This window comes from Microbacterium sp. AG157, assembly GCF_003385695.1.
In the GTDB taxonomy this organism is placed as follows: domain Bacteria; phylum Actinomycetota; class Actinomycetes; order Actinomycetales; family Microbacteriaceae; genus Microbacterium; species Microbacterium testaceum.
This window is the reverse complement of record NZ_QRDK01000001.1, coordinates 191,110-203,272: the sequence shown is the minus strand read 5'-3', so window position 1 is coordinate 203,272 and position 12,163 is coordinate 191,110. Positions and strand designations below refer to the sequence as shown.

10 protein-coding genes are annotated in these 12,163 nt (G+C 70.6%); all 10 read left to right on the top strand.

From position 1 onward, the window contains the following. Nucleotides 1-67 precede the first annotated feature (67 nt). The 10 genes from DEU35_RS01035 to DEU35_RS00990 all read left to right on the top strand — a co-directional run bounded on the left by DEU35_RS01035 (nucleotide 68) and on the right by DEU35_RS00990 (nucleotide 12,161). Nucleotides 68-718: an amino acid ABC transporter permease gene (locus tag DEU35_RS01035; protein WP_094733477.1), complete on the top strand. Its 651-nt coding sequence runs from the start codon at nucleotides 68-70 to the stop codon at nucleotides 716-718. Beyond that, nucleotides 715-1,638, top strand: coding sequence for an amino acid ABC transporter permease (locus DEU35_RS01030; RefSeq protein WP_170210597.1), 924 nt, complete (start codon nucleotides 715-717; stop codon nucleotides 1,636-1,638). The genes DEU35_RS01035 and DEU35_RS01030 overlap by 4 nt, the downstream gene beginning before the upstream one ends. Nucleotides 1,639-1,693: 55 nt before the next feature. Then, nucleotides 1,694-2,734 (top strand): phenylalanine--tRNA ligase subunit alpha, encoded by a 1,041-nt coding sequence (pheS, locus tag DEU35_RS01025; RefSeq protein ID WP_103210477.1) that lies wholly within the window; start codon nucleotides 1,694-1,696, stop codon nucleotides 2,732-2,734. Continuing rightward, nucleotides 2,734-5,244 carry a phenylalanine--tRNA ligase subunit beta gene (pheT, locus tag DEU35_RS01020; protein WP_116238376.1) on the top strand — a complete coding sequence of 837 codons (2,511 nt, stop codon included), beginning with the start codon at nucleotides 2,734-2,736 and terminating at the stop codon, nucleotides 5,242-5,244. Before pheS ends, pheT begins: the two co-directional genes overlap by 1 nt. 529 nt (nucleotides 5,245-5,773) lie before the next feature. After that, the gene (argC, locus tag DEU35_RS01015; protein ID WP_116238375.1) at nucleotides 5,774-6,823 is read left to right on the top strand and encodes an N-acetyl-gamma-glutamyl-phosphate reductase; all 1,050 of its coding nucleotides are present in this window, start codon (nucleotides 5,774-5,776) and stop codon (nucleotides 6,821-6,823) included. Beyond that, nucleotides 6,820-7,977 carry a bifunctional glutamate N-acetyltransferase/amino-acid acetyltransferase ArgJ gene (argJ, locus tag DEU35_RS01010; RefSeq protein ID WP_116238374.1) on the top strand — a complete coding sequence of 386 codons (1,158 nt, stop codon included), beginning with the start codon at nucleotides 6,820-6,822 and terminating at the stop codon, nucleotides 7,975-7,977. Before argC ends, argJ begins: the two co-directional genes overlap by 4 nt. After that, nucleotides 7,974-8,876: an acetylglutamate kinase gene (gene argB, locus DEU35_RS01005; RefSeq protein ID WP_103210488.1), complete on the top strand. Its 903-nt coding sequence runs from the start codon at nucleotides 7,974-7,976 to the stop codon at nucleotides 8,874-8,876. The genes argJ and argB overlap by 4 nt, the downstream gene beginning before the upstream one ends. After that, entirely contained in the window at nucleotides 8,873-10,090 is a 1,218-nt protein-coding gene (locus tag DEU35_RS01000) for an acetylornithine transaminase (RefSeq protein WP_116238373.1), read from the top strand. Before argB ends, DEU35_RS01000 begins: the two co-directional genes overlap by 4 nt. Next, nucleotides 10,087-11,010, top strand: coding sequence for an ornithine carbamoyltransferase (argF, locus tag DEU35_RS00995; protein ID WP_116238372.1), 924 nt, complete (start codon nucleotides 10,087-10,089; stop codon nucleotides 11,008-11,010). Before DEU35_RS01000 ends, argF begins: the two co-directional genes overlap by 4 nt. Continuing rightward, a complete protein-coding gene (locus DEU35_RS00990) occupies nucleotides 11,007-12,161 on the top strand; it encodes a heparan-alpha-glucosaminide N-acetyltransferase domain-containing protein (protein ID WP_258873298.1) in 1,155 nt (384 codons plus the stop codon). The genes argF and DEU35_RS00990 overlap by 4 nt, the downstream gene beginning before the upstream one ends. Nucleotides 12,162-12,163 lie beyond the last annotated feature (2 nt).

Sequence of the window (12,163 nt, the reverse complement as noted above, 5' to 3'; positions counted from 1 at the left end):
GCGGGCGGCGCACTCCGCGCCGCCCGCACCCCCGACGAGCACGACGAGAAAGAACGGACAGCGTACGGTGAACCAGATCTTCGACTACCCCGACCTGTGGGCGCAGGCGCTCTGGGGGACGGTCGTGCTCTTCGTGGGCGGCGGCCTGATCGCGCTCGTGCTCGGCTTCATCGTGGCGGCCATGCGCGTTTCGCCCGTGCCCATCGCCCGCGCGGTCGGCGCGGTCTACGTGAACTGGATCCGCAACACCCCGCTCACGTTGGTGCTGTTCTTCTTCGCGTTCTGCGTGCCGCTGCTGATCGACGTCCCGCGCGGGAGCTTCCTGACCCTCGCGGTGTGCGGCCTCGGCATCTACACGGCGACCTACGTGGCCGAGACACTGCGCTCGGGCATCAACACCGTGCCCGTCGGCCAGGCGGAGGCGGCCCGCGCTCTCGGTCTCGGCTTCGGCCAGGTCATGACGCTCGTGGTCCTGCCCCAGGCGACCCGTTCGGTCATTCCCCCGATGATGAGCGTCTTCATCGCCCTGCTCAAGAACACCACCGTCGCCGCCGGATTCTCGGTGGTCAACCTCGGGAACATCCGCGCGACGATGAGCGAGAACGGCGAGAACCAGCTCGTCACCATCCTTCTGGTGATGGCGGTCTTCGTCATCCTGGTCCTGCTGCTCGCGGCGCTGCAGAACGCGGCCGAGAAGAAGTGGAAGGTCGTCCGATGAGCTCCTCCGTCCTCTATGACGTACCGGGTCCCCGCGCACAGCTGCGCAACCGCATCCTCGGCGTCGTCACCCTCGTCCTCGTCGCCGCCGTCATCGGCTTCGTCGTCTGGCGCTTCATCGACACCGGCCAGTTCTCGGCGGCGAAGTGGAACGTCTTCAGCTACAGCGCGATCTGGGAGCGTTTCGGCCAGGCGACACTCGCGACGCTCGCGGCGTTCGCCGTCGCGGCCGTCGGCGCGCTCGTCCTCGGCTTCATCCTTGCCATCGGCCGCATGTCCGACCACCGATGGGTGCGCCTCCCCGTCGGCTGGGTCGTCGAACTGCTCCGCGCCGTCCCCGTCCTCGTCTTCATGCTGCTGCTGTACTACGGTCTGCCCGTCATCGGCATCAAGATGTCGTCGTACTGGGCGGTCGTCATCGCCCTGATCCTCTACAACGGCTCGGTGCTGTCCGAGGTCATCCGCGCCGGCGTCGAGGCGCTCCCGCGCGGACAGAGCGAGGCCGGCTACGCCGTGGGGCTCCGCAAGGCCGGTGTGATGCGCCTGATCCTGCTCCCGCAGGCCATCCGCGCCATGCTGCCCGTGATCATCGCCCAGCTCGTGGTGACCCTGAAGGACACCGCTCTCGGCTTCATCATCACGTACCCCGAGCTGTTGTACTTCGCTCGTCTTCTCGGCTCCAACGGCGAATACGGGTCGCCGCTGATCCCGGCCGCGATGGTCGCCAGCGTCATCTACGTCGCGATGTGCCTCGCCCTGTCGTACACCGCGCACCGCGTCGAGCTCGGCCTCCGCCGCTCGCCCAAGGGCGGCAATGTCGCTCCCGCGGAGCCCGCGGGACAGACCGGCACCGACACCGAGCTGATCGTCGCCCAGCGCGGCCTCGGCAAGTACGACGCGGGTAGCGGCGGCGGAATCTGAGTCATCGGTCCGACGGGCGGGGGAGTGTCCCCGCCCGTCGGTAGACTCTCATCTCGTGTCCGACGCACCCGAGATCACCCCTGAGGCCGTCGCCTCCGCGGTCGATGAGGCCCTTGCCGCCATCGCCGCCGCCGCGACCACGGCCGAGCTCAAGTCCGCCCGCTCCGCGCACACGGGGGAGCAGTCCTCCCTCGCGCAGCTGAACGCCCAGATGCGCAACGTCGCCCCCGAGCACAAGGCCTCTTTCGGCAAGCTCGTCGGGCAGGCCCGCGGTCAGGTGAACCAGGCGCTCGCCGCCCGCGAGAGCGAGCTGGCCGAAGCCGAGACCGCCGCCCAGCTCGAGGCCGAGCGCATCGACGTCACGGCGCTGCCGCAGCGCGCACGCGTCGGGGCACGGCATCCGATCTCGCTCCTGCAGGAGCAGGTGTCGGACATCTTCGTCGGCATGGGCTGGGAGATCGCGGAGGGCCCCGAGCTCGAGCACGAGTGGTTCAACTTCGACGCGCTCAACTTCGACGTCGACCACCCCGCGCGTCAGATGCAGGACACCTTCTTCGTCGACCCGGTCGCGCGCCACCTGGTGCTGCGCACCCACACCAGCCCGGTTCAGGTGCGGTCGATGCTCGAGCGCGACCTGCCGATCTACGTGCTCTGCCCCGGCCGGGTGTACCGCACCGACGAGTTCGACGCGACGCACCTGCCGGTGTTCACGCAGTTCGAGGGTCTCGTGATCGACAAGAACATCACGATGGCCCACCTCAAGGGCACGCTCGACCACGCCGCGCGCGTGCTTTTCGGGCCCGAGGCCAAGACGCGCTTCCGCGCGAACTTCTTCCCGTTCACCGAGCCGAGCGCAGAGCTCGACTTGTGGCATCCCACCTTCAAGGGCGGGGCGCGCTGGATCGAGTGGGGCGGCTGCGGAATGGTGAACCCCAACGTCCTGCGGGCCGCCGGTATCGATCCCGAGGAGTACTCGGGCTTCGCGTTCGGCATGGGCATCGAGCGCACGCTCATGTTCCGCAGCGACGTACAAGACATGCGCGACATGGCCGAGGGCGATGTCCGATTCAGCGAGCAGTTCGGAATGGTGGTCTGATGCGCGTCCCGCTCTCCTGGTTGCGCGAGTACGTCGACGTGCCCGCCGAGGCCACGCCCGAGGACGTCCTCGCGGCTTTGGTGTCGGTCGGCTTCGAAGAGGAGGACGTGCACCGCTTCGAGCTGTCCGGCCCGATCGTGGTCGGCGAGGTGAAGGAGTTCACTCCCGAGCCCCAGTCCAACGGCAAGACCATCCGCTGGTGCCAGGTCGACGTCGGAACCGAGAACGGGGGAGTGCGCGGCATCGTCTGCGGCGCGGGCAATTTCTTCGAGGGCGACAAGGTCGTGGTGACCCTGCCCGGCTCTGTGCTGCCCGGACCCTTCCCGATCGCGGCTCGCAAGACCTACGGCCACGTCTCCGACGGCATGATCGCTTCGGCGAAAGAGCTGGGTCTCGGCAGCGAGCACAGCGGCATCCTGCGTCTGATCGATCTGGGAATCGATGCGCCCGTCGGCACGGATGCCATCGCGCTGCTCGGTCTGGATGACCTCGCGGTCGAGATCAACGTCACTCCCGATCGCGGCTACGCCCTGTCGTTGCGCGGGGTCGCCCGCGAGTACTCGCACGCGACCGGCGCGGACTTCCGCGATCCGGGCCTCGGCCACGACGGCGCCGCGGGACGCACGCCCTCGGGCTTCCCGATCACGGTCGCCGACCAGGCTCCCATCCGCGGACGCCAGGGCGCCACGGAGTTCGTCGCGCGGATCGTCCGCGACGTCGACCCCTCGCGTCCGACCCCGCCGTGGATGATCACGCGCCTGTCGCTCGCCGGGATCCGCTCGCTCGGCGTGCTGATCGACATCACGAACTACGTCATGCTCGAGCTCGGCCAGCCGATCCACGGCTATGACCTCGACCGGCTGCAGGGCGGCATCACGGTGCGCCGCGCGGAGCAGGGCGAGAAGCTCGAGACGCTCGACGGTCAGGTGCGCACGCTCGACTCCGAAGACCTCCTGATCACCGACGAGTCGGGCCCCATCGGCCTCGCCGGTGTCATGGGCGGCGGTCCGACCGAGATGAGCGACGCGACTCGGAACGTGCTCATCGAGGCGGCGACGTTCGACCAGGTGTCGATCGCCCGAACGGCGCGTCGGCACAAGCTCCCCTCCGAAGCATCGCGGCGCTTCGAGCGCGGCGTCGACCCGCTCGTGCCGTACGTCGCGGCCGAGCGTGTCGCCTCGCTCATGGTGGAGCTGGCCGGCGGCACGCTCGACACCGAGCTCGGCGGGTCGCTCGGCTCGAGCTACCGTCGCGAGGCGATCACGCTCCCCGCGGGCTTCGTCCCCGGACTGATCGGCGTGGAGTACACCGATGACGAGATCGTGTCGGCGCTGCGACTCATCGGATGCACGGTCGAGGAGCGCGACGGAGGGTGGTCGGTGACCGCCCCGTCGTGGCGCCACGACCTCAGCGACAAGTGGACGCTCGCCGAAGAGGTGGCGCGCATCGAGGGCTACGACCGCATCCCGGCCGTGCTGCCGACGCCCCCGTCCGGTCGCGGGCTCACCGCCGCGCAGCAGGGGCGCCGCCGCGTGGCCAACGCCCTGGCCGCGGCCGGCTTCGTCGAGACGCCGTCGTTCCCGTTCACGACCGAGGAGCAGAACGCCCTGCACGGTTCGCCGTCCGGTGACCCGCTGCCGAGCGTGAAGCTGGCGAACCCGCTCGACGGACTGGCGCCGTTCCTGCGTCGCTCGCTCGTTCCGGCCCTGCTGCAGGTCGCGCACCGCAACGTGTCGCGCGGCATCGTCGACCTCGCGCTGTTCGAGACCGGCACGGTCTTCCTCCCGAAGCCCGGCGTGCGATACGGCACCCCGTCGGTCCCGCCGCTGGCGGTGCGACCGGATGCCGCGACGCTCACGGCCCTCGACGCGTCGATCCCGCCGCAGCGTCGCCACGTCGCCGTGCTCCTGACGGGACACACCGTTGCCAAGCAGCCGGGTCAGCCCGCGGTGGCCGCGGACCTCGCCGCCGCCGTGGATGCCGTCCGAGTGCTCACCGCCGCCGCCGGTCTCGATGTGGAGCTGGTGCAAGCGCAGCGCGCGGCGCTGCACCCGGGTCGCACGGCTCGCGTGCTCGCCGCGGGCACCGACATCGGTTACGTCGGAGAGCTGCTGCCCGTCGTCGCCGCGGCCGCCGATCTGCCCGGTCGCGTTCTCGTGGCCGAGCTCGACCTCGACGCCATGCTCGAGCTCGCACACGCGCGCGTGGTCGCGGCATCCCTCTCGGGCTTCCCGGCCGCCACGCAGGACGTGTCTCTGACGCTGCCGATCGATGTCGCCGCCGGCGCGGTGCGCGCCGCGCTGCTCGAGGGCGGGGCTCCGCTGCTCGAAGGTGCCCGGCTCGTCGACGACTACCGCGGCCCGGGCCTCGCCGAGGGAACGAAGAGCCTGACATTCGCGCTGCGTTTCCGCGCCGAGGACCGCACGCTGACCGCGGCCGAGGCGACCGCGGCGAAGCTCGCGGGTGTCGCCGTGGCCGCCGAGCGCTTCGGTGCCGCCATCCGCGACTGACCGTTCTGCACGACCCGGAGCGCCGCCGGCCCGCGCCGTGCGGCGCTCCGGCGTTCCGCGAGGGTCTCGTCGTACGGGGCGGTGTGTGACGGCCGCGAGGCTGGACCGGGCCGCCTCGGCACGCGCCCGGGAGGGATGCGCCCGCGTGCGCACAGGAGTCTGCCCTCATCGCCGGTAAGGGGGCAGTCGGACGTGCGCGGCGATGAGGGCAGGTTTCACAGCATACGTCCTTCGTGTCCCCCATTCGGGGGACGTGGGGTGAGGGTGTCGCCGGCGCGGCGTCTCCCGGAAGTCTGCGGCGACACCGACGTTGATTTGCCCCTCCGCCTCCGCTGCCGTTACCCTCGCCACATGTCGTCGATCACCGTGCGCACCGAGGAGCTCTTCGTGAGCACCGGTGGCGAGCGTCGACGTCGGGTCGCGCGCCGATTCTCGGCGACCTCGTAACCCGCCACAGGTCGGGCGTACGGGCGTCGCCGCCCCGGTTCATGCGGATTTCCGCACCAGCCCCGACTCGTAAGGTGGATACATGACCCTCTCGGTCGCCGTCTCCGGCGCTTCCGGCTATGCGGGTGGCGAGATCCTCCGCCTCCTGGCCTCTCATCCCGACGTCCAGATTCGTACCGTCACCGCGCACTCCAGCGCGGGACAGCCCCTCGTCGCCCACCAGCCGCACCTGCGGTCCCTCGCGCACCTCGTGCTGCAGCCGACCACACCCGAGGTGCTCGCCGGGCACGACGTGGTGTTCCTGGCTCTGCCGCACGGTCAGTCCGCCCAGTACACCGACGCCCTTGGCGGCACCCCCCTCGTGATCGACGCGGGTGCCGACCACCGGCTCACGTCAGCGGAGGACTGGGCGGCGTTCTACGGCGGACCGCACCCCGACCCGTGGGCGTACGGCGTTCCGGAGCTCCCCGTCGCGGGCGCCAAACAGCGTGAGAACCTCCGCGGGGCCACGCGCATCGCTGCCCCCGGCTGCAATGCGTCGACGGTCGCTCTCTCCCTCGCACCCGGCGTGGCCGCCGGGGTCATCGTGGCTTCCGATATCGTGTCCGTGCTCGCCGTCGGCCCGAGCGGTGCCGGGAAGTCGGCGAAGACGAACCTCCTCGCGAGCGAGATCCTCGGTTCCGCGAACCCCTATGCCGTGGGTGGCACGCACCGCCACATCCCCGAGATCCGGCAGGCGCTGATCGCCGCCGGTGCGCCGAGCGACGGCATCCGGTTGTCCTTCACCCCCGTGCTCGTACCGATGTCGCGGGGCATCCTCGCCACCTCGTCCGCTCCGATCCGGGAGGGGGCGACGGATGCCGAGATCCGCAGCGCCTGGGAGACGGCTTACGCCGACGAGCCCTTCGTGGAGCTCCTCCCCGAGGGGGTGTTCCCGCGTACGGCTGACGTGCTCGGCGCGAACGTCGCGTCGATGGGAATCGCCATCGATCGCGCGGCGAATCGGGTGACGATCGTCGCCGCGGTCGACAATCTCGTCAAGGGCACCGCCGGCGCTGCCGTCCAGTCCATGAATCTGGCGTCGGGTCTCGCCGAGACCACCGCCCTTCCTTTGAACGGAGTCGCCCCGTGAGCGTGACCGCCCCCGCAGGATTCGAAGCCGCCGGTGTGGCCGTCGGCCTGAAGTCGACGGGCGCGCGCGACGTCGCCCTCGTGGTGAACCGCGGTCCGCTCAAGGTGGGAGCGGCGGTGTTCACCTCGAACCGGGCCAAGGCCAACCCGATCCTCTGGTCGGAGCAGGTCGTCACGGACGGCACGATCGAGGCAGTGGTGCTCAACTCGGGCGGAGCCAACTGCTTCACCGGCTCGTTCGGCTTCCAGACCACGCACCAGACCGCCGAGCGCGCCGCCGCGCTCCTCGGCGTCGGAGCGGGCGACGTGGTGGTGTGCTCCACCGGCCTCATCGGCACGGGCGACGAGGTGTTCCGGGCCAAGGTCCTGCAGGGCGTGGACGAGGGCGTGGCCGCCCTCTCGCCCGAGGGGGGAGAAGACGCGTCGCTGGCGATCATGACCACCGACTCGAAGCCGAAGCGCGCCGTCCACACCGGCGAGGGCTGGTCGATCGGCGGCATGGCCAAGGGCGCCGGGATGCTCGCTCCGGGCCTGGCCACGATGCTGGTCGTCCTGACGACCGACGCGGTCCTCGACGCCGCGGGGGCCGACGCGGCGCTCCGCTCCGCGACGCGCGTCAGCTTCGACCGGCTCGATTCCGACGGCTGCATGTCGACCAACGACCAGGTCACGCTCCTCGTGAGCGGCGCGAGCGGCATCCGCGTGGATGCCGAGGAGTTCGCCGCAGCCCTCGCCGCGGTGTGCGACGATCTCGCCGCTCAACTGCAGGGGGATGCCGAGGGATCCAGTCACGACATCACGATCCGCGTCGTGAACGCGGCGAACGAGGACGACGCCGTCGAGGTCGGTCGTTCGGTCGCGCGCAACAACCTCTTCAAGGCCGCGATCTTCGGCAACGACCCCAACTGGGGCCGCGTTCTCGCCGCGATCGGCACCACCCACGCCGCCTTCGACCCCTACGACGTGGACGTCTGGATGAACGGCGTCCGTGTGTGCACGGCGGGCGGTCCCGATCGCCCCCGCGACGACGTCGACCTCACGCCGCGTGCCACCGACCTCGTCATCGACCTGCGGGTCGGAGACGCCGCGGCCACGATCCGCACCAATGACCTGACGCACGATTACGTCCACGAGAACAGCGCCTACTCCTCATGACCCATGTCGATCTGCAAGACACCGATCCCGCCGAGGCCAGTGAACGGGCGGTCACGCTCGTCGAGTCGCTGCCCTGGGTGCGCAAGTACCGCGACCAGGTGGTGGTGGTGAAGTACGGCGGCAACGCCATGGTGAGCGACGAGCTGCAGGATGCTTTCGCCGCGGACATCGCCTACCTGCGCTACGTGGGCGTCAAGCCCGTCGTCGTGCACGGTGGGGGACCCCAGATCTCGTCGATGCTCGACCGTCTCGACATTCCCAGCGAATTCCGCGGCGGCTACCGGGTCACCTCGACCGAGGCGATCAGCGTGGTCCGAATGGTGCTGACCGGGCAGATCAACCCGCAGCTCGTGGCCAAGGTGAACGCGCACGGGCCGCTGGCCACCGGCCTGAGCGGCGAGGACGCGGGCCTCTTCGGGGGCCGCCGTCGCGGCGTCGTCGTCGACGGTGTCGAGCACGATCTCGGTCGTGTCGGCGACGTCGTCACGGTCGACCCGCAGCCGGTGCTCGACCACCTGGCCGCGGGCCGCGTGCCCATCGTGTCGAGCATCGCGCCCGACCTCGACAACCCGGGCACCTCGTTGAACGTGAACGCGGATGCCGCGGCGGCGGCGCTGGCGACGGCCCTCAACGCCAAGAAGCTCGTCGTCCTGACCGACGTCCCCGGGCTCTACGCCGACTGGCCCAACCGCGACTCGCTCGTGTCGCACCTCACCTCGACGGAGCTGCGCGCGATGCTGCCGACGCTCGAGTCGGGGATGATCCCGAAGATGCAGGCGTGCCTCGACGCCGTCGACGGGGGAGTGCCCACCGCGGCCATCATCGACGGACGGGTGCCGCACTCGGTGCTCGTCGAATTGTTCACCAGCAAGGGAATCGGAACGGAGGTGGTCGCATGACCACCGCAACCTGGCAGGACGACGCCGGACGCGATCTGGTCCGCAGCTTCGGCGACCGCATGGCGCTTTTCGTGCGCGGAGAGGGGGCCTACGTCTGGGACAGCGAGGGGGCGAAGTACCTCGACTTCCTCGCCGGCATCGCCGTGAACGCCCTGGGCCACGCGCACCCGGTCTTCGTGAAGGCCCTCACCGAGCAGGCGGCGACGCTCGCCCACGTCTCGAACTACTTCGCCACGCCCCCGCAGCTGGCGTTGGCCGCCCGTCTGAAGCGTCTCGCCGGTACGGGGGAGTCGGGTCGGGTGTACTTCGGCAACTCCGGTGCCGAGGCGAACGAGGCGGCGCTCAAACTCGCTCGTCTGCACGGTCGCGGCACCGACCGCTCCCGCATCCTGACCTTGAAGGGCGGCTTCCACGGCCGCACGATGGGTGCTCTCGCCTTGACGGGGAAGCCCGCGCTGCAGGCCGACTTCCTCCCCATGGTGCCGGGTGTGGAGCACATCGACGCGACCGTCGCGGCCCTCGAGGCCGCAATGGACGAGCGTGTCGCCGCTCTCCTCGTCGAGCCCATCCAGGGCGAGGCCGGGGTCGTCGAGCTGCCCGAGGGCTACCTGCAGGCGGCCCGCGAGATCACGCAGCGCCACGGTGCGCTGCTGATCGTCGACGAGATCCAGACCGGCGCCGGCCGCACCGGCGCCTGGTTCGGTTTCCAGCACGCGGGCATCGTGCCCGACGCGATCACGGTCGCCAAGGGCATCGGCGGCGGATTCCCGATCGGCGCGCTCGTCACCTTCGGCGCGGCGAGCGACCTCTTCTTCCCCGGCACGCACGGCTCGACCTTCGGCGGCAACGCCCTGGGCACCGCCGTCGGCGGCGCCGTGCTCCAAGAGATCGAGTCCGCGGGCCTGGTCGAGAACGCCGCCCACCGCGAGACCCAGCTGCGCGAGGGGATCGCCGCTCTCGGCTCCCCGCTCGTCGCGGGTGTGCGCGGTCGCGGTCTGCTGCTCGGCATCGGCCTCACGAGTCCCGTCGCCAAGGCCGTGGTCGCCGCCGCCCAGCAGCACGGTCTGATCGTCAACGCCGCGAACGACACCACGATCCGCATCGCACCGCCCCTGACGATCCAGGATGCCGAGGTCTCGGCGTTCCTCGACCTCTTCGGTGCCGCGCTGGCCACCGTCTCCGATGCCCTGATCCTCGAAGGAGCCCCCGCGTGACCCGCCACCTGCTGCGTGACGACGACCTGACCCCGGCCGAGCAGGCCGAGATCCTCGACCTCGCGATCGAGCTGAAGAAGGACCGCTGGGCGCAGAAGCCGCTCGAAGGTCCTCAGACCGTCGCCGTGATCTTCGACAAATCCTCGACCCGCACGCGCGTGTCGTTCGCGGTCGGGATCGCCGACCTCGGCGGCTCGCCCCTGATCATCTCGACCGCCAACAGCCAGCTCGGCGGCAAGGAGACCCCCTCCGACACCGCCCGCGTGCTCGAGCGGCAGGTCGCCGCGATCGTGTGGCGCACCTATGCGCAGGCGGGACTCGAAGAGATGGCGAGGGGAACGCGCGTTCCGGTGGTCAACGCGCTGAGCGACGACTTCCACCCGTGCCAGCTGCTCGCTGACCTGCTCACGATCCGCGAGCACAAGGGCGAGCTGAAGGGCCTGACCCTCTCGTTCTTCGGCGACGGCCAGAGCAACATGGCCCACTCGTATGTGCTCGCGGGGGTCACCGCCGGCATGCACGTGCGCGTCGCCGCCCCGGCGGACTACGCGCCGCGGGCCGACGTGATCGTGGATGCCGAGCGCATCGCCGCCGGGACCGGCGGGTCGATCACCCTGATCGACGACCCCGAGGTCGCGGCATCCGGAGCCGATGTCGTCGTCACCGACACCTGGGTGTCGATGGGCAAAGAGGAGGAGAAGATCGCGCGCATCCGCGACCTGGGCGGCTTCAAGGTCACGAGCGAGCTCATGACGCGTGCCGCCGACGACGCGATCTTCATCCACTGTCTGCCCGCCGACCGCGGCTACGAGGTCGACGCCGAGGTCATCGACGGCCCGCAGAGCGTCGTCTGGGACGAGGCCGAGAACCGTCTCCACGCCCAGAAGGCGCTCCTGGTGTGGCTTCTGCGCCAGCAGTGACCTCTTCGCCGCTCGGCCGCGCCTGGTCCCGTTTCGACGGACCGGGCCGGCTGGTCGGCGTGGACCTCGCGCGCGGGCTGGCCGTGCTGGGCATGCTCGCCGCGCACCTGCTCGACACCGAGCGCACCCTCACTGCGGATCCGAGCACGTGGGTCACCCTCGTGAACGGTCGTTCGTCGATCCTGTTCGCGGTGCTCGCGGGCGTGTCCATCGCCCTCGTCACCGGTGGGCCCCGACCGCTCGCTCCGCAACGGCGCCCGCGTGCGGCGGCCCGGCTGGCGCTGCGTGGAGCCCTGCTCTGGGTGATCGGCCTGCTGCTGGTCATGACGGGGGTGCCCGTCTACGTCATCCTCCCCGCCTACGCCCTGCTGTTCGTGCTGGCGCTGCCCTTTCTCGGCATGCGGGCGCGCCCCCTGTTCCTCGTGGCCGGAGTCCTCGCGGTCGTCATGCCGTGGATCCAGCCGTTCCTCGACGCGGCGCCCGTGTGGGCGGGCCCGGCGGGTGCCGAACTCGAAGCCGCGGTGGGGTGGGCGTACCCGTTCACCGTATGGATCGCGTTCCTGCTGGCGGGGATGGGCGTCGGCCGACTCGACCTGCGCAACATCGCCGACCAGGGCCTGCTCGCCATGGCGGGTCTGTCGCTCGCGCTCGCCGGTTACGGCTTCGCGATCGCCACGGCACCGGTCGCCGAGGACACCCCTTTCCTCACGGCGGTGCTGACCGCCGAGGACCACTCCTCGGGTCTGTGGGAGGTCATCGGCTCGGGCGGCTTCGCCGTGATGACGATCGGGGTGTGCCTGCTGCTGTGCCGCACGCCACTGCGCTGGGTTGCTGTGCCGTTGCGCGCGGTCGGCTCGATGCCGCTCACCGCGTACGTTCTGCAGCTGGTGGTCTGGGCCATCGTGGCGCAGGTCCTGCTGGGGGACACGTCCGACCTCGTCGGTATCCGTGAGGCGGGGCTGTTCGTCCCTCTGACGCTCGGGCTCATCGCGGGCTGCACGGTGTGGGCGCTCACGATCGGGCGAGGGCCCCTCGAGATGTTCGTCGATAACGTCGTACGCCTGATCGTGGGGCGGGATGCCACGCCGGGAGCCCGGTCGTCGGGGCCCGCGCCCGTCACGGGCTCCGGCGGTGTCGGCGGCCCTCGGTAGGC